At 69.7% G+C, this 17,361-nt stretch carries 20 protein-coding genes; 14 read left to right on the plus strand and 6 right to left on the minus strand.

Features of this window, described 5'->3' with window-relative positions; genetic code table 11:
• Window positions 1-27 precede the first annotated feature (27 nt).
• Window positions 28-1,185 (plus strand): mandelate racemase/muconate lactonizing enzyme family protein, encoded by a 1,158-nt coding sequence (locus tag ACWGE0_RS07060; protein WP_452260005.1) that lies wholly within the window; start codon window positions 28-30, stop codon window positions 1,183-1,185.
• Between the two features lie 22 nt (window positions 1,186-1,207).
• Here the strand turns inward: ACWGE0_RS07060 and ACWGE0_RS07065 are convergent, their stop codons facing one another.
• The gene (locus ACWGE0_RS07065) at window positions 1,208-1,783 is read right to left on the minus strand and encodes a QsdR family transcriptional regulator (RefSeq protein WP_452260006.1); all 576 of its coding nucleotides are present in this window, start codon (window positions 1,781-1,783) and stop codon (window positions 1,208-1,210) included.
• Window positions 1,784-1,826: 43 nt separating this feature from the next.
• On the opposite strand from ACWGE0_RS07065, the gene ACWGE0_RS07070 reads away from it, so the two are divergent.
• From ACWGE0_RS07070 to ACWGE0_RS07085, 4 genes are all read left to right on the plus strand, one after another.
• Window positions 1,827-2,777, plus strand: coding sequence for a DUF1295 domain-containing protein (locus ACWGE0_RS07070; protein ID WP_452260007.1), 951 nt, complete (start codon window positions 1,827-1,829; stop codon window positions 2,775-2,777).
• Between the two features lie 162 nt (window positions 2,778-2,939).
• The gene (locus ACWGE0_RS07075; protein WP_452260008.1) at window positions 2,940-4,370 is read left to right on the plus strand and encodes a hypothetical protein; all 1,431 of its coding nucleotides are present in this window, start codon (window positions 2,940-2,942) and stop codon (window positions 4,368-4,370) included.
• Window positions 4,371-4,553: 183 nt separating this feature from the next.
• Window positions 4,554-6,110: an HD domain-containing phosphohydrolase gene (locus tag ACWGE0_RS07080; RefSeq protein ID WP_452260009.1), complete on the plus strand. Its 1,557-nt coding sequence runs from the start codon at window positions 4,554-4,556 to the stop codon at window positions 6,108-6,110.
• A gap of 70 nt (window positions 6,111-6,180) precedes the next feature.
• Window positions 6,181-6,546 (plus strand): DsrE family protein, encoded by a 366-nt coding sequence (locus ACWGE0_RS07085; RefSeq protein WP_452260010.1) that lies wholly within the window; start codon window positions 6,181-6,183, stop codon window positions 6,544-6,546.
• 327 nt (window positions 6,547-6,873) lie between these two features.
• Here ACWGE0_RS07085 and ACWGE0_RS07090 read toward each other — a convergent pair whose 3' ends face one another.
• Window positions 6,874-7,077 carry a hypothetical protein gene (locus tag ACWGE0_RS07090; protein WP_452260011.1) on the minus strand — a complete coding sequence of 68 codons (204 nt, stop codon included), beginning with the start codon at window positions 7,075-7,077 and terminating at the stop codon, window positions 6,874-6,876.
• 187 nt (window positions 7,078-7,264) lie between these two features.
• On the opposite strand from ACWGE0_RS07090, the gene ACWGE0_RS07095 reads away from it, so the two are divergent.
• The 7 genes from ACWGE0_RS07095 (at window position 7,265) to ACWGE0_RS07125 (ending at window position 12,102) form a co-directional block, all read left to right on the plus strand.
• Window positions 7,265-7,756: an RICIN domain-containing protein gene (locus ACWGE0_RS07095; protein WP_452260012.1), complete on the plus strand. Its 492-nt coding sequence runs from the start codon at window positions 7,265-7,267 to the stop codon at window positions 7,754-7,756.
• A gap of 28 nt (window positions 7,757-7,784) precedes the next feature.
• Complete coding sequence (locus ACWGE0_RS07100) at window positions 7,785-8,129, plus strand: hypothetical protein (RefSeq protein ID WP_452260013.1); 345 nt, start codon at window positions 7,785-7,787, stop codon at window positions 8,127-8,129.
• 144 nt (window positions 8,130-8,273) lie between these two features.
• Window positions 8,274-9,179, plus strand: coding sequence for an AAA family ATPase (locus tag ACWGE0_RS07105; RefSeq protein WP_452260014.1), 906 nt, complete (start codon window positions 8,274-8,276; stop codon window positions 9,177-9,179).
• 58 nt (window positions 9,180-9,237) lie between these two features.
• Entirely contained in the window at window positions 9,238-9,906 is a 669-nt protein-coding gene (locus ACWGE0_RS07110; RefSeq protein WP_452260015.1) for an RraA family protein, read from the plus strand.
• 186 nt (window positions 9,907-10,092) lie between these two features.
• The gene (locus ACWGE0_RS07115) at window positions 10,093-10,662 is read left to right on the plus strand and encodes an RNA polymerase sigma factor (RefSeq protein ID WP_452260016.1); all 570 of its coding nucleotides are present in this window, start codon (window positions 10,093-10,095) and stop codon (window positions 10,660-10,662) included.
• Window positions 10,655-11,530: a CU044_5270 family protein gene (locus tag ACWGE0_RS07120; RefSeq protein WP_452260017.1), complete on the plus strand. Its 876-nt coding sequence runs from the start codon at window positions 10,655-10,657 to the stop codon at window positions 11,528-11,530. The genes ACWGE0_RS07115 and ACWGE0_RS07120 overlap by 8 nt, the downstream gene beginning before the upstream one ends.
• A 125-nt stretch (window positions 11,531-11,655) precedes the next feature.
• A complete protein-coding gene (locus ACWGE0_RS07125) occupies window positions 11,656-12,102 on the plus strand; it encodes a hypothetical protein (protein WP_452260018.1) in 447 nt (148 codons plus the stop codon).
• Between the two features lie 21 nt (window positions 12,103-12,123).
• Here ACWGE0_RS07125 and ACWGE0_RS07130 read toward each other — a convergent pair whose 3' ends face one another.
• From ACWGE0_RS07130 to ACWGE0_RS07145, 4 genes are all read right to left on the minus strand, one after another.
• Entirely contained in the window at window positions 12,124-12,795 is a 672-nt protein-coding gene (locus ACWGE0_RS07130) for a DUF4166 domain-containing protein (RefSeq protein ID WP_452260019.1), read from the minus strand.
• Entirely contained in the window at window positions 12,792-13,517 is a 726-nt protein-coding gene (locus ACWGE0_RS07135) for a hypothetical protein (RefSeq protein WP_452260020.1), read from the minus strand. Before ACWGE0_RS07135 ends, ACWGE0_RS07130 begins: the two co-directional genes overlap by 4 nt.
• Before the next feature lie 83 nt (window positions 13,518-13,600).
• Window positions 13,601-14,236: a TetR/AcrR family transcriptional regulator gene (locus tag ACWGE0_RS07140; protein WP_452260021.1), complete on the minus strand. Its 636-nt coding sequence runs from the start codon at window positions 14,234-14,236 to the stop codon at window positions 13,601-13,603.
• An 18-nt stretch (window positions 14,237-14,254) separates the two neighbouring features.
• Entirely contained in the window at window positions 14,255-14,833 is a 579-nt protein-coding gene (locus ACWGE0_RS07145; RefSeq protein WP_452260022.1) for a hypothetical protein, read from the minus strand.
• Between the two features lie 153 nt (window positions 14,834-14,986).
• Between ACWGE0_RS07145 and ACWGE0_RS07150 the strand changes: the two genes are divergently transcribed.
• Both ACWGE0_RS07150 and ACWGE0_RS07155 read left to right on the plus strand, forming a co-directional pair.
• Window positions 14,987-15,922, plus strand: coding sequence for an oxidoreductase (locus ACWGE0_RS07150; RefSeq protein ID WP_452260023.1), 936 nt, complete (start codon window positions 14,987-14,989; stop codon window positions 15,920-15,922).
• A gap of 22 nt (window positions 15,923-15,944) precedes the next feature.
• Complete coding sequence (locus ACWGE0_RS07155) at window positions 15,945-17,330, plus strand: alpha/beta hydrolase fold domain-containing protein (protein ID WP_452260024.1); 1,386 nt, start codon at window positions 15,945-15,947, stop codon at window positions 17,328-17,330.
• Window positions 17,331-17,361: the final 31 nt, after the last annotated feature.

Raw genomic sequence — 17,361 nt, forward strand, 5'->3', positions numbered from 1 at the left:
CCTGCACGACCCAGCGGCGGGAGAGCAATGCGGATCGTGAACGTCACGACGGCAGTGGTGGCCTACCACGGTGAGGCCACCCTGGTGCGGATCGACACCGACGAGGGCATCAGCGGGTTCGGCGAGGCCAATCCCGATGCCGGCGCGGGCGCCGTCGTCGGAATGATCAACTTCCTGGCACCCCTCCTGATCGGCGAGGACCCGCGCAACGTCGAGCGGTGCTGGGAGAAGTTGCGGCGCAACAAGGTCTTCGCGGGCCCCCAGGGCGGGGTGTTCGTGATCGCCCTGTCCGGGATCGAGCTCGCGCTGTGGGACCTCGCGGGCAAGGCCGCCGAGCAGCCGGTGTACAGGCTGCTCGGCGGGAAGTTCCGCGACCGGATCCGCCTCTACGCCGACTGCGGCGACGGCGACGACCCGGCGGGCTCGATCGCCGGGTGCGTCGACCGGGCCCAGCGGATGGTCGCCGAGGGCTTCACCGCCATCAAGTTCGACGTCGACAACCTGCACCATCCCGCCAAGTTCGACGTCTTCAACAACACGGTCAACGCCGCGGAGGTGCGCTCGATGGTCGAGCGTGTGGCGGCTGTCCGGGAGGCGATCGGGCCGGACGTCGACCTGGCCATCGACCTGCACGCCCGCTACGACGTGCCGAGCGCGTGCCGGATCTCGTGGGAGCTCGAGCCGTTCCACCTGATGTGGCTCGAGGAACCGCTGCCGGCGGAGAACGTCGACGCGCTGGTGCGGGTGCGCGCGCAGACCCGCACCCCGATCTGCGCGGGCGAGAACCTGTACCTGCGGTGGGGATTCCGCGAGCTGCTCGAACGCGGCGCCGTGGACGTCATCGAGCCGGACGTGCCGAAGTGCGGTGGCCTCGCCGAGGCCAAGAAGATCGCCAACCTCGCGGAGCTCCACTACATCCCGTTCGCACCGCACCTGGTGTCGACGCCGCTGGGCACGATGGCCACGTCGCATCAGTGCGCGGCGATCCCCAACTTTTTCGTCCAGGAATGGCACGCGCTCGAGGAACGCGCGGTGTGGGACAGCTACGTCCACGCCCCCGACGGGAGCGGCTCGATCGTGAAGGACGGCTACATCACGCTTCCCGACACTCCCGGCATCGGTGTGGAGCTCGACATGGACGGCGTCCGAGCGCATGCCGTCGCGGGCTACGGAGTGTTCGAGTAGCGAGGCCACCCGCCCTGTGACGTCAGGCGAGGAGTTTCCGGATGATGTCGGTGGCGGTGTCGATGTCCGGCGGGGCACCGGTGATGACGTCGGAGTAGCAGAAGGACTCGGCGAGCCGGACCACGGCGTAGGCCAGTTTGGTCGACGGGATCTCGGACGTGTCGTCGTCGCGTTCGGCGCGGATGAGGTCGGCCAGTCCGGCCACGAGGCGATGCTGCACCACCCCCTGCTGGGAGGTGAGCACCCGCAGCGCGGTTTCGGGGTCGCGTTCGAGCAGGGCGCGCAGGGCAGGCGAGGCAACGGTGTCGCGCATCGCCTGGTCCAGCACCGCGATGACCCTGGCCATGCCCCGCTGCGGGCTGGCCTGCCACAGGCGTGCCCACGCTGTCTGCGTGATCGCCCACAACACCTCGCCCAGGACCCGGTCGCGATCGCCGTACCTGCGGTAAAGGGTCGCTCTGCCGATACCGGCTTCGGTGGCGAGGTCTCCCATGTCGATCCGGCTCTCGCGGAGGAACCGCCGAAGCGCGTGGGCGATGACCGGATCCACCTCGGGCTCGGTGGCCAGGTTCACGTTGGTCTCTGCGTGAGACAGCATGTATAAATTGTCTCACTGAGACATTCAGACGGAATGTCTCAGCATGGACGAGGAGGACAGCATGCGGCGGGTCTGGGGAATGCTGCCGTTCGTCCTGGTCGGAGTCGCGTTGCTGCTGGCTCCGGCCACCGCGGGACCCGCCTGGTGGAACCTGGTGGTGCAGGTCGTGTTGTTCACCCTGGCGGCCGCCATCCCGGGGTACCTCACCCGGCACGTGTCGTACGTCGACGTGGCCTGGCCGTGGGGCCTGGTCGGCATCGGCCTGGTCACCCTCTTCACCGCAGACGAACTCGGCGTGGCAACGGTCGCGATCGCGGTCGCCTACCTCGCCATGGGGGCGCGGATGGGACTGTGGAGCCTGGTGCTGACGATGCAGCACGGCTGGTGGAAGCCCGGCTCCCCCAAGGTCGAACTGCCCCGGTACCAGTACCAGCGGCGACGCTGGGAGCGGCAGGGGTTCCGCAGCGAGGCCCTGTCCGTCCAGTACGAGATCTGGTTGCAGGGCCTGGCGAACGCGTCGGTGCTGGCCGTTCCCGCGTTCGTCGTCGCCGCCGATCACCAGCGGCCGCTGTCCGCCTGGTCCGTCGCCGCCCTGGTCCTGTGGGCCGCGTCCTACGTGCTGGAGTCGGTGGCCGACCGCCAGAAGCAGCGGTTCGCCGCCCGTGGCACGCGGGGTACCTGCGATCAAGGACTGTGGCGCTACAGCAGGCACCCGAACTACTTCTTCCAGTGGATGCAGTGGAACGCCCTGGTCCTGCTCGCGCTGCCGTCGCTGCCGGCTCGGTTCCACGACACCACGCCGCTGGTGTGGGTGCTGCTGACGCTGGGCCTGTTCCTCGCCTCCTGGACGCTGTACGTCACGCTGACCAAGCACACCGGCGCCCGCCCCGCCGAGCACTACAGCGTTCGCAAACGCCCTGACTACGCGAAATACCAGGCCACCACCAACATGTTCTTCCCCGGTCCGGTCAAAACCCCTCGAAACGCCGAGTAGCGCAGACGTCCTGTTGGCCGCACCGACGCTGCGGCGGATGATCGAATTCTCCCGCCGCGGCCATCCCCCGCACCGCGCCGCGCGTCTCTGCAGACGAGAGGCCGCCACAGAGGCTGCCTACCGAGTCTGGGGTTTCATTTGCGTGCATTGACAATCAGCGCCGTGGTCGCTCTGACCGTGGCGCTGGCACCGGGTGCCAACGCCTACGCGGCACCACCGTCCAACGACGACTTCGCCGACGCCACGGCGATCACGTCGCTCCCGTTCAGTTCCACTGTGGACACTCGGGAGGGCACCGCCGCGAACGACGACCCGTCGAGCTGCTCGTGGAGCACCAGCAGCGTCTGGTTCCGCTACACCGCGCCCGCTGACGGCTTCGCGAGAATGAGCACGGACCGCCCGGACGACACGAAGCCGGCCATCTCCGCCTACACCGGTGAGCGCGGCGCGCTGACGTGGGTGACGGACGCGTGCCAGCAACCGCACGGCGGCGGGTCGGACACCTTCGCGGTGAAGGCGGGCACGACCTACCACTTCCTCTTGCAGGACAAGAAGTACGCGGGGCCGGTGACGTTCGGCCTGCAGCTCGTGCCGAGGTCCGCCAACGACGACTTCGCCTCGGCCACGGACGTGCCGATGGACACAGACGTCGCGGGCGACACCGGTCCCGCCACGGTGGAGGCGGGCGAGCCCAAGCCGGCGTGCCAGTACCCCGCCACCCGCTCGGTGTGGTTCCGCTACACCGCCGACCGCGCCCGGTTCGTCTCGGCGAAGGTCACCCAGCGCACCAGCCTCGCGAGCGTCGCGGTCTTCCGCGGCTCCGCACTCGACGCACTGACCGAAGTGGACTGCCTGCACAGCAACTACAGCCCGGCGATCTTCGCCGCCACCCCTGGCGAGACTTACTACGTTCGGGTCGCGGAAGGCGTCTACGGCGGCGAACAGCTGACGTTGCGACTCACGGAAGCGCCGGAGATCAAGCCGCACGCGATGTGGGTGCGCCCGGCACAGCCCGGCGTCTTCGACGAGGTCAAGTTCGACGTCGATCCGGGTGACCCGGCGGGCCGCTGGCTCAAGAGCGGCCTGGTGGAGTTCGGCGACGGCACGCCCAGTGCCGCGATTTCCGACAGCAACGGCGTGGTGACCGTCTCCCACAAGTACGCCGCCGACGGCGAGTACGACGTCACGATCTCCGGACGCACGGCGGACGGTCGTTCCGGCAGCACCACCCAAAAGGTGAAGGTCGAGACGCACGACGTGACGGTGTCGAACGTCGTCGCGCCCGTCACCGCAAAGGTAGGCGACACCGGCCAGGTCGAGGTGTCGGTCAGCAACACCCGCTACGCGGAAGACGTGGTGGTCGAGCTGCTCCGCCGCAGGCCTGACGGCTACTACAACATCGTCGGCACGGTTCGCCAGCACGTGGCGAAGGACAGCACCGCGGTGGTGCCGTTCTCGTACACCTACACCGCCGACGACGCGGCGCTGGGCAAGGCCACGCTCAAGGCACGCGTGCGCCTGGACGGCCGTGACGACAACAACGCGGCCGACAACGAGCGGACGGCCGAGACGACCGTCGTCGCGGCCAGGTAGCTCGACCGCGCGGCCGGGCAGCACGTTCGACGGGACGCTGCCCGGCCGCCGTCGGAAGTTCAACGGGCCGGATCGCTCCAGCCGAACGACGGCACGGGTGCCGGCTGAACCGCGCCACGCCCCGATCGTGGGCAGACGACGCATGAACACAGGTGGGGCGCGTCGCGGAGTTACGCTGCGCGGGTGGAGGCTGTTGATCGGGACGCCGGGATCGACCTGGCCCAGCTGCTGGCGGCGTTCTCGCTGGCCACGGACCTCGGGCTGGGTCAGCCGATGGAGCACGTGCTCCGGTCGTGGCGGATCGCGGAACGGCTGGCCGAGCGGATGGGGCTGCCGGAGGACCAGCGGCGGTCGCTGTTCTACGTCTCGATGCTCGCCTGGGTGGGGTGCGTCGCGGACTCGCCGGAGGTGGCCGCGTCGTTCGGCGACGACATCGCCTTCCGCGCGGACAGCTACGAGGTCGATCTCGCCGGAGTGGCCGGGTTCGGCTACTTCCTGCGCCACGCCGGCAGTGGCGGGCCGATGTGGCACAAGGTGCGGGTGGCGACGACGATCCTGACCACTGGCGGCCAGAACATCATGCACGGCATGCAGTCCCACTGCGTGACGGCGTCGGCGCTGGCGGAGCGGCTCGGGCTCGGTCCGGACGTGGTGACGGCGTTGCGGCAGTTCTTCACCCGCTGGGACGGGCGCGGGGTGCCGCAGGGGGTGGGTGGCACGGACATCGCGCCGATCATCCGGCTGCTGCACCTGGCCGACGTCGTCGAGGTCCGCCATCGGACCGGCGGGATCGACGGTGCGCTGGAAGTCGCCAAAGCACGGCGTGGCAGTCAGTTCGCTCCTGACGTGGTCGACGCGTTCGTCGCGCACGCGCCCGAGGTGCTGGCCGACGCCGGCACCGGGATCGACCCGCTCACGGCGGATCCAGGGCTGCGGCGCCCTCTGACGGAGGGCGAGCTGGACGCCGCGCTGGAGGCGTTGGCCGACTTCACCGACCTGCGTTGCGCCTCGCGGGCGGGGCATTCCCGTGGCGTCGCGGAGCTCGCGGGCGCGGCCGCTCGGTCGATGGGGCTCCCCGCGGGCGACGTCATCGCCACCCGGCGCGCGGGCCTGCTGCACGACATCGGGCTGCACGGGGTGCCGGTGACGATTCTGGACCGGCCGGGTCCGCTGTCGAGCACCGACTGGGAGCGCGTGCGGCTCAGTTCGTACTACACCGAGCGCGTGCTCGCCCGTCCGGCGGCGCTGGCCAGGCCGGGCGCGATCGCGGCGACCGCCCACGAGCGCATGGACGGCAGCGGCTACCACCGCAGCCTGTCCGGCGCGGCCGTGCCCATGACCGGCCGCCTGCTGGCCGCGGCGTGCATGTACCGGGCGATGCTCGAGCCGAGGGCGCACCGGGCGGCGTTGACGGACAAGCAGGCCATCAGCGCGGTGCGGGACGCGATCAGGACCGGCGCACTCGACGGCGACGCGGCCGAGGCCGTCCTCTCCGCCGCGGGCAACGGCGTCCGGCGGCGGGTCTCCGGTCCGGCCGGGCTCACCCCGCGCGAGGTCGAGGTGCTGGTCCTGATCTCGCGCGGCGCCCAGACCGGTGAGGTCGCCGACCAGCTGGGCATCTCCCGCAAGACCGCGGGGACCCACATCGAGCGGATCTACACCAAGACCGGGGCATCGTCCCGCTCGACCGCGACGTTGTTCGCGCTGCGCAACGGCCTGCTCGACCCGCTCGATCTGTAGGGAGAACGCCCGACGACACGGGACCTTCCCGCTTCTAACGTCCTGTTCCCGACCGAAAAAGGAGCAGGCCATGTCGAACAAAGCAGTCATCAGCCTCTCGACAGGACTCGAGGACCCGGAGAAGGTGACCGTCGCGTTCCTGGTCGCGATCGGCGCCGCCGAGACCGGACGGGAGACGCTGATGTTCCTGTCCAAGGAGGCGGTGCGCCTCTCGCTGACCGGCACCGCCGCGGGCACCGCGTGCGACGGCTGCCCGCCGCTGGCGGACCTGTTCAAGCGCTACGAAGCGGCCGGCGGGCGCTACTACGTCTGCCCGCTCTGCTTCAACGCCAAGCAACTCGACGCCGGCGAGCTCATTCCCGGCGCGGAGATCAACGGCACCATTCCGATGTGGAAGTGGATCGGCGACGAGCCCGCGACCACGTTCAGCTACTGAGGACGGTGCCTGCGAGCGCCTAGGCCGGTTCCTGAGTCGCAAGTTCGCAGCCAGTCATCCCGTCTGGCTGGGTGGCGTCTGCAAGTACCGCCAACTCTTGATCAAATCGCCTGTAACTACACCCAACAAGCAGGTCCGCGGTCCGTGACCGCCGGAGCAGGCCGGCCGGTTGGGTGTAGTTACACGCCCGATGATCTTGAGTTGGTGGTACTTGCACACGCCACAAGCTGACCGTGAACCAGCGACTCAGGACACCAGGTCGTGTCCTGCAAGTCCGTTCGATGAGAGTCACGGCGACTGTCGCGGACGAGGCTCGCAGGACGCGGCCTAGTTGCGCGAGTCGCCGCGGTTCCTGCGGTAGCTGAGGAAGAGCGCGATACCGCTGGCGAAGGCGACCAGCCCGAAAGCAGCGCTGATGTAGAAGCTCAGGCCGAGGGCTTGGACGGTGACGTTGCCTACGAGGCTCGCGACCAGGAGCGCGGCGAGCAGTGCCCGGTTGCGGGTGGGCGAGGAGTTCAGTTCCTTTGTCATGGCACAGAGTTTGGTTGTTTTCGCCGTTCTCGCCGATACCGCAGACGCCCCTGTGTCGGGTGGAGCAGGCTCCACCTCGGCACCAAGGGCAGGACAGGTTCCGGACCGGCGTCAGGTGTCAGCGCGGTGTCAGCGGTCGCTCATAGCGTGCCGAACGACCCGCCCGACCACGCAACCCGGGGTTTCGATGTCTCGCTTCGGCAGAATTGTTCTCGCTGGTCTCGCAAGTCTCGCCACGGCCGTCGCGGTGGCGCCGCCGGCCACCGCGGCGACCTACTACAACCTGGTCAACTACAAGAGCAACCGGTGCATGTCCGTCGAGAACGGCGGCAGCACCGCCAATGGCGCCAACATCATCCAGTGGAGCTGCAACGACGGCTCCGAGCAGCTCTGGTACCGAGTCGGTGACCAGCTCAAGAACCGCAAGAGCGGCAAGTGCCTGTCCGTCTCCGGCGGTGGCAGCACGGCGAACGGTGCCGAGCTGATCCAGTGGAGCTGCAACGACGGCGCCGAGCAGAGGTGGACGCCGTCGGACGGCTACCTCGTCAACCACAAGAGCGGCAAGGTCGCTTCGACTTCCGGCGGCAGCACCGCCAACGGCGCCAAGGTGATCCAGTGGTCCGCCAACGGCGGCGGCGAGCAGGGCTGGCAGTTCGTCGCCCGCGTGATCGACGCCTGATCTCCACTCAACCGAACTGGGGTTTCTCATGCTTCTCAACGCTGCCAAGAAGATCGGCATCGCGATCGTCATCGCCGCCGGTGCGGGCATCCTCGCCGCCTCCCCCGCCTCGGCGGCCCAGCAGTGCGGCGACCTGAGTGGTCCGGAAGGCGGCACGCTGCCGCTGTGCAAGTCGTGGACCTGGGACGGCAACGACTACGACGGCAAGTGGTGGACGAACGGCCCGTCGTCGCTGCCGTCGCACACGTACCTGCAGCGCCGCGAGGACGGTGTCGTGAAGAACTCGGCCTACTCCGGCAGCTACAGCAACGTCAGCAAGATCGCGTTCCGGCTGTGCGACAACCTCACCGGCCGCTGCTCCGGTTGGTGGTGATCTCCCGCTTCCAGGTGGGAGGTGCCGAGTGCCCCTCGAGCTCGCCGAGCTCGAGGGGCACTCTCCTGCCTGTCTCCGGGTCTGTCTCCGGGCACGCTCGCTAGGCTTGATCGGCTCGCCTCGACCACCTTGCCTGGGGGAACAGTGCACCGTTTCGCGGCCAGTCCTGCCCTGGCGCGGCTGGAATGGATTCTCGACGGCCTGGACGGGAAGCCCGGCTGGGGAGCTGACGCGTCCGACATGCTCGCGGCCGCGTTCACCGCCGTCGTCTCGCCCGAGAGGTACGTCGAGGTCACCCGCGGTCGAGCTGCCGACTACGCGCCGGTCGTCGTGGTCGGTCTCGACGTCGAAGAGACCACCGCACGGGCGCGGATCCGCCGCCACGACGGCACCGTCGATGTCGTGTCCTGCGTCGTCGAGGCCGCACAGCCGTACCGAATTGTCTCCACGTGGGTTGCCGGGCTGGTGCCGGCCGATCTCACACCGAGGTTGCCGGCCGATTTCACCGACTACGACCTGCCTACCGTCGCCACGGATGCCCGGCTGGTCGTGTTCTCCGGGTTGCCCGGCAGCGGAAAGAGCACCCTGGCCGACGCCGCGGGCGCCGAGCTGGGGATTCCGGTGTTCGCCACCGACTGGCTGCTCGGCGCGCTGACCCCGTTCGGCGGGCGTTATTTCGAGGATCCACTGGCGATGGCCGAAGAGGTGCTGACCACGCTCGCTGTCCGCCAACTCGTCGCCGGACAGTCCGTCATCCTCGATCATCCCACCGAACGGGTCGCGACCAGGGAACGCTGGCGCAGCCTGGCCCGCCGGGCCGGTGCACAGTTCCGTGCGGTCGTGTGCCACTGCTCCGACCAGCAGGTCCACCGTGCCAGGCTCGAAGGCCGCAGCCGCGGAATCCCCGGCTGGCACGACGCCGGCGACTGGCACGACGTGCGGCAGCGACTGGCGAGCTTCCCCTCCTGGAGCGGGGAGGCGCTCTCACTGGACACCGTTCAACCACGTGAGCGGTCCGTTGCCGCGGTCATCCGGCACATCGCCGCCTGACGAGTCCGCAACTCATTGCGTGGAGAGCTCCACCGCCGAGACGAAGGAATCGCGCCCGATGCCAGTCAACGACGACCTGCTGGAACGGTTTCTCGCCGTCGACACGACCGCCATCTGCGACGCCGACCGGACCACGAGGGTCATGCACAGCGCGATCCGCGCTCGCTCCGCGGCGACCCGGATCCTCGGACCGGCGTTCACGGTCCGCTGCCGCGAGGACTTCCTGGGCGTGCTGCGCGCGGTCGAGGCGGCCGTGCCCGGCGACGTGATCGTCGTCGACGGCGGGGCACGCGAGACCGCTCTCGGCGGCGAGATGTTCGCGCGAGCCGCACTGGTGCGGTCGCTGGGCGGCATCGTCGTGGACGGCGGCTACCGCGACATGTCCTACGTCTCGACCTGCGCGCTCCCCGTCTACAGCCGGTTCGTCACGCCGCGCGCCGGCACCGCGTCGCAGCTCGGCGAACTCCAGGTGCCGGTGTCGTGCGGCGGGGTCGCGGTCAATCCCGGCGACCTGGTCCTCGCCGACGACGAAGGTCTCGTCGTCGTCGACCCGCGGCGGGTCGAGTCACTCCTCGACGCCGCGCTGGCCGTCAAGAACACCGAGCGCCAGGTGATCGACCTGCTCGACGGTGGAGCGACGCTGAGCGGCGCGTTCAACGTGGCAGAGCACGTCGAGGCTCTCCAGCGCGGCGAGCAGTCGGTGTTGCGAGCTCTGGGATCCGGCTGATCGCGGGAGGGAGGCGCGGGTCTCGGGCTGTTTGGCCGTCACCGAGCTCGACCAGCGTGATGAACGTGTGGCGCGTCAAGATCCGTCCTCCGGGAGACCGACTGCCTCCGGACAGCAGGCGGCCGTGAACTCGATCTGCCCGTTCTGCTGATAACAGGGCGAAGACCCTTCGCTCGAAAGGCCACCATGACTGCAACCGACGCGGAGCTCATAGAAGCGTCGCTGCCCGTGCCGGAGAAGTTCGCTCTGATCTTCGACCGGCACGCACCGCACATCCAGCGCTACCTCGCACGGCGGCTCGGTCAGCAGGTCGCCGACGACCTGCTCGCCGAGACGTTCCTCGTGGCGTTCTCGAAGCGGGAGCGCTACGACTCCTCCCGCCCGGACGCCCGGCCGTGGTTGTACGGCATCGCGACCAACCTGGTCGGTCAGCACCGGCGGGACGAGGTGCGCCGCTACCGGATGCACTTGGTCGTCGCCTCCGTGGACGACCACGCCGACCGGGTGGCCGCGGACGTCACCGCGCAGGCCATGCGGTCGATGCTGACCGGCGCGCTGGCGGCGTTGTCGGCCGAGGACAGGGACGTGCTGCTGCTGGTCGCGTGGGAACAGCTCAGCTATCTCGAAATCGCCGAAGCGCTGGCGATTCCGGTGGGCACGGTGCGGTCCCGGCTGAACCGCGCCCGCCGCAAGGTCCGGGAAGCGTTGGGAACCGACAACCACACCGAGGTCGAGGAGCTGCTCAACAATGGATGACCTTCAGCTCGTCCGGGAACTGGACGAGACCCCGCTCAAGTCCGCCGACCAGCTGGCGGCCGCACGTGCACAGCTCGTGGCGGGCATGAAGCCGCCCAAGCGCGGCCGCGCCGGGATCATCGCCGTCGCCACCATCGCCGTGGCGGCCGCGGTCGCCGCCGTCGTGATGGTGCAGCCGTTCGACTCACCGGACTCGACCGACCACGACGCGCTCCCCACGTCCGCGGCCCCGGTGGACGCCGCCGTGCAGCTGCTGAACCACGCCGCCGCGGCAGCACGTTCGAAGCCCGACCAGGTGCCTCGGCCCGACCAGTTCTACTACCTGCGCCTCGGCGGGTACGAGGCGTGGCACTCCGTCGACGGCACCCGTGACGGCCGGATCGTCACCGCCACGGGCGCCGCGGGGGACACCATCGCCGGCTGCGTCGACGGCCACCGCAGGCTGTTCGACAAGTACGACCGGCCGACCGGCAAAACCGAGCCGTGCACACCGGAACGCGCGTACCGGGACGACCTGCCCACCACGGCCGACGACATGCTGAAGTTCCTGCAGGGCGAGGACAAGGGCCGGCCGGTCAACTCGTACGGCAAGGACGTGCTGGCCATGGTCAGCGGCTCGTACCTGCCCGGGCCGCAGCGGGCCGCGTTGTTCGAGGCGGCCTCCCGCGTGCCGGGGCTCACGGTGGTGGAGAACGTCTCGGCCGGCCGTCCCGGGATCGGCATCAGCTGGCCGGTGCCGGAGGGCTCGTTGCCGGAGGCCACGCCGACGGTGATGGTGTTCGACAAGGACACCTACGAGTACCTCGGCACGAAGAACCAGCCGCAGGAAGCGTCCGGGTTCGTGAACCAGGTGGGTGACCGCGTCTAACCCCACCGCCGGCGCCGCTGGGGAGATCGACCGGCTCGAGTTCGGTCGATCTCCCCGACGGCACTGTGGGTGGCGGCATCCCCGTGCCGCCGGTCGGCGCCGTTGCCAATACGATCTGACGCATCATGTCGGAGCCCACGAACGACCCCGCTGGCAATGGCGACGCCTCCATCAACGACCCCCTGCTCACCACACCGGTGGCCAGACTGATGGCACTGGCCATGGGCACAGACGTCCGCGTGTTCGACGTGCCCGCGGCACGCAGCGTCGGACTCGCCGGCCTGGTCGGCCTCGGCTCCGACAAGGACGGCGAGCCGCAGTGCATGATCGGACTCACCGACGACCTGGACGACGACCTGCGCGCCGACGTGCTGGCGTTCGGCCTGGCGGTGCTCGTCGGCACGCCGGAGGTCCTCGACGAGAGCCCGGACGGCGTCCTCGGGATCAGCAGGCAGCGACTCCCCCAGGCCGGCAACGGTCCCGGCAACCTGGCCTGGCACATGCTGCAGACGTGCGGGCGCGAGTCGCCGTCGACGACGTTCCGGCTGATGGTCATCCAGCCCGAGGAGTAGACCTGCCCGCCCGTCACATGGTCAGACCCTTGCCTGCTCCCGCACCGGCCTGACCGCGTCCGGCACGAGTTCGCCCTCGGGGTAGGAACACGTGAAGGTGCCGTGATAGCCGAAGAGGGGCCCGAACCGGTGGTTGGTGACCTCGACGTCGATGCGGAACCGGCCCAGGTCCTCGTCGTAGGACTCGCGGACCTCCGCGGTGCCGGTCACCAGACTGGGGATGCGGAAGTGCAGCGGGCCTTCGTGAAACCGTTGCTCCCCGGTGCGAATCAGGAGCCCGCCGCGTTCGTCCACGGACAGGTGCAGGTCGACGGAGACGTGCTGGTGCGTGCCCAGGTAGTCCACGACGCAGCCCCGCTCGGGGCTGTAGATCATGGTGGCGTCCCAGCGCCGGGGCCGGTCGAAGGTGAAGGTGCGGACGAAGGTCACCGTCTCGCGGCCGAGTGAGTCGCGGTAGGGGTAGTTCTCGATGGTGAACGGGATGTCGTTGCCGTGGCCGGGCAGGAGGATGTGCCGCTTGGCTCCGAGCCAGAGGAACGGCCGGGTGAAACCGCGGCCGTGCCACACCCGGTCCATCGTGCCCGTGCCGACGCAGGCGATGCCGTCGCCACTGGCGAAGCCGAACCGGCGTTGCAGCTGCGGGTGCAGGCGGTCGAAGTCGTCGCCGAGGGCGCGCTGGAAGATCGACGTCATGGGTGCTCCAAGGTCAGCAGGGTCGATGGCGCCGTCGACGAACGGCGGTCCGGTGGTGTCCGCCGGCACCTCCTGGCAGCCGGGGTGGACGGCAACGGCGGGGCCAGCAGGGCACCGAGAGTGAGGGCCGCGGCGAGCAAGAGCGGCGCGGACCACCAGGCGGCGGCCCACCAGGCGACCGCGCAGACGGCGACCCTCGTGCCCGCGTCCAGCAGCGCCCGCCGAAGCGACACCTCTGGTGGTACGCCGCGTTCGAGCCACAGCCGAAGCCGATCGAACGACCAGGCCGTGCCCCAGCCCATCAGAAGGCGGAACGGGCGATCGGCCAGCGCTCCCAGCCGACCCCAGCCGGGCTGGTAGTCGTATCCGGTGAGGAACCGGATCCCCGCGCTGGTCGGCACGTACCGCCAGTAGCCCGCCCCGGAGCGGATCAAGGACAACGGATGCGCCGAACTGAAGCGCAGCGTTGACGTCCGTGAGCCGTCGCGCTTGGTGCGCTCACCGACGCTGACGCCGGTCCCGTCCACTGTCAGACCGGGCAGGACGCGGACCGAGTACCGGAAACGCTGTTCCGCGGCCGGCTCCGCCTTCGGCAGGTGCTCGATCCGGGTGAACCGGAGGTCCCACCGCTGGTGCAGGTGCGGTTCCTGGGTCTGCCGCCACAGGTCGTCGAGGTCGGCCCGGATCACCGTCTCCACGTAGAGCGCTCGTCGCCGCGCCATGTGACCCCCTCGTGTTTGAGCATCTGCTCAAACACGAGGGTAGCGACATTTGAGCAGATGCTCAAATGTCGGCTGAGCTGGCGTTACCGCGCGTTCTTGGCCGTCTTGCGGAGTTTGCCGCGCAGTGCGCGGGCTGCGACCGGCCCGAGGTCGTCCACCACCTCGATGAGCACGGCCAGCCGGTCGAGGGCGTCCAGAGCCGCCTGAGCACCTTCCGGGTCGACGCCCTCGTACAGCTCCAGTCCGATGAATCCGGCACTCACCGCGCGGGCGAGACCCGCCGTGTCGATCAACTCGGACACCGGGGAGCCGACCAGCAACCTGGTCAGGGCGCGCTCGATCGGGGTGATCCACAGCTGCAGGGACGCGGCGGTGGCTTCGGCGAGCTTGGGGTCGGCCTGGGCGCCGGCCAGCAGCTGGGCGAGCACCATGACGTTGCCCTGGGCGCGCTCCTCGGCGTGCAGGGCGCGGCCGAGCGCGAGCAGCTGCCGCAGGTCGGTGATCTGGTCGAGGTGTTCGGCGAACGGCTCGACCCTGGCCTGGGTCGCGGCGAGGCACGCGGCCTGGAGCAGGTCGTGGACGGTGCCGAAGTGGTAGAAGACCAGCGCCTGGTTGATCCCGGCGGTGGCCGCGATGCTCCGCGCTGTGGTGCCGGTCAAGCCGTGCGTGCGGATCGTCTCGATGGCGCCGTCGATCAGGCGTTGTCGGGTGTCGGCCACGGCATCACCGTAGAGGGGTCACGCTCTGGTCCACAGGGTGACGTCGCTGCTGGTCGCCACCACCAGCGTCGCCCCGGACGGCGAGAACCCGGCCGCACGCAGCTCGGAGTAGCGCGAGTGGAAGATGTGCCACCAGGTCTCGCCGTGCGCCCCGCCGGTGTACGGACTCCCGGTGGACAACAACACCCGCTGGTGCGGCCAGTCCGGGCTGGCGACGTCCACCGACCACCCCTCGGTGCCGGTGTGCAGACCACCGCCGGCCATCCCTGCCATCGGCACGCGATGCCCCGCGATCGGCCCGATCCCCTGGCACGTCAGGTCGTTGTCGTCCGGCCAGCCTGAATCAGACTCGCTGTCGCGGGCCAGGCGCTCACCGGTGACGGTGTCGATCAGCCCGAGCCCACGCGTCGACGCCACCAGCAACAGGTCGCGCCCGCTGCCGGGATCGGCGGCGAAGCCAACGCCGAGCAGGCCGCCGACGGCGATCACGTGATGGTCGGCCGGGCGCCACGGCGGGGGTGCCGGCACCGCCGGCGCGGCCAGGAACTTCGCCCGAAGGTCCCGTTGATAGTCGGTGAGCGAAAGATCCTCCGGCATCCCGCGAGTATGCCGGAGCCGAAACCCCGAGCAGGTGGAGATCATCAACGTCAGTCACCACAGCATGCCGACCGTACTGAATGAACGTTCATTTGACTCTGACGTGGCGTCGTGCCATCTTGTAAATGAATGAACGTTCATTAGGAGGCAGACATGAGCCACCCCGCGACACAGCGGTCCTCGGCGCGATGGACCCCCGACCACATCGGTGAGCTGAGCAACCGCACCGCGCTGATCACCGGCGCGAACAGCGGAATCGGGCTGGAGACGGCCCGCGTCCTGGCCGGTCACGGCGCCCGCGTCATCCTCGCCGGTCGCAGCCAGGACAAGCTGGACACGGCGGTCACCGCCCTGCTCGCGGATCAGCCCGGCGCGAGACTCGACACGCTCGTGCTCGATCTGGGATCGCTGGCCTCGATCGCCGCGGCGGCGGGGCGACTGGCCGCAACCGAGACGATCGACCTGCTGTTCAACAACGCCGGCGTGATGAACGTGCCCAGCCGCCGCACCACCACCGACGGGTTCGAGCTGACCTTCGGCACCAACCACCTCGGGCACTTCGCCTTCACCGCCGGCGTCATGCCCGCCCTGCGCCGGGCGGAGTCCGCCCGCGTGATCACGGTCAGCGCTCTCGCCGCTGCCTGGCCGAACGGCCGGCTCACCGACCTCATGAGCGAGAAGCGCTACGGCGCGATGACCGCATACGCCAAGTCCAAGCGCGCCAACGTCGTGTTCACCCAGGAACTCGCTCGTCGTCTGGAAGGCACCGCCATGACGGCCGTCGCGGTGCACCCCGGCTCGGCCGTCACCAACCTGCAACGCCACAGCCAGGGCCTGGTGTCCCGAGTCGGGGTCGCGCTGCTCCGCCGCGTCGCCATGGGCTCACCCGAGGGCGCGGCCTGGCCGTCGTTGTACGCGGCGACCGCTCCGGAGGTCGTGAACGGCGGCTACTACGGGCCTGCCGGCACCGATCAGACGTCCGGCGCACCGAAGCAGGTCAAGCTCCCGCGCGGCGCGAGCGACCCGGCGGAAGGCGCGAGTCTGTGGCGCGAAACCGAACGGCTGACCGGCATCCGGTTCACGGTCTGATCCCGAAAGGACTCACGTCGTCATGCCTGCTTTCCCCGCCACCGGTCCGCGCGTCACCGACATCGATCCCGCGGTCCTCGAAGCGCAACGCGCCGTCAACGTGGCGCTCGCGACGATGCCCCACCCGGACGTGCGCACGCCGGACGGACTTGCCGCGTTGCGCGCCGGCACCACGCACAACCTCGGAGCGCCCCTGCTGACGCCGGCTGACCTCCACATCAGCGGCCCGTCCGGTCCGATCCGTCTTCGCGTCTTCGTTCCAGAACAGCCACGCGCGGTGCTGTACCGCGTCCACGGCGGAGGGTGGGCCGCGGGCGCCCCCGAGGACGACGACCTGCTCAACGACCTCATCGCCCGCACCACCGGCGCCGTCGTGGTGAGCCCGGACTACCGGCTGACCCCCGAAGTCACCGTCGTGGACCAGATCCAGGAGGTCGTCGAAGGCGCGCGGTGGCTCGGCCGGCACGCCGGGGCCGAGTTCGGCGCGGACACCCTCCTCATCGGCGGGATCTCCGCCGGAGCCCATCTCGCCCTCATGAGCCTGCTCGCCCTGCGCGACATGGGTGATCCGGCGTTCGGGAAGTTCGCCGGCGCTGTGCTCGACTGCGGCCCGTACGACCTCGGCATGTCACCCAGTGCGGCGGCCGCGACCGACGACACCTTGGTACTGACCCGGTCCTGGCTGGACGGCCTGCTCGACCTCGGACTTCCGGGCCACACCGTCGCGCAGCGCCGCAGCGCGGCACTGTCACCCGCGCTGGCCGACCTCAGCGGCCTGCCGCCGGCGCTGCTCACCGTGGGCGAGCTCGATCCGCTGCTCGACGACTCGATCCTGCTCGCCGCCCGGCTGCGACTGGCGGGCGGCGAGGCCGACCTGGACGTCTGGCCGGAAGGCGCGCACGCGTTCACCAACATGGCCACCCCGCTCGGTGAGGTCGCGGCGGACCGCACCACCGCGTGGATCAACGCTGTCCTCGACCGCGTGCCGCGACACGATCCCGCAGCTGTCGTGCAGGGGTTCGTCGACGAGGTTCTCAACGGCGGCGACATCGATGCCGTCGACCGGTTCTGGCACCACGACCTGAGGTGGCACGCGGGCAGCGCCGGTGACCTCAAAGGCATCGACGACTACCGGGCCTCACTGCGGGCCGCCGTCGGCGGAGCGTTCACGGGCATGCACCTGGCCGTCCACGACACACTCGTCGACGGCGACACCGTCGTGCTGCGCTTCACCAACAGCGGCACACACGACGGCCCGTTCCTCGGCGTCGAAGCGAGCGGCAGGCACGCCGCGTGGGACGGGATCGGCATCTACGCGGTCCGCGACGGCAAGATCGCCGAAGCGTGGTTCGGCGAGGACGTCCTGGGCATGCTCGTCCAGCTGGGTGCCGTCACGCTGCCCGGCTGAGCCTGTTTGTCGAATGAACGTTCACTAGGGA

This window comes from Lentzea sp. NPDC054927 (assembly GCF_053610285.1).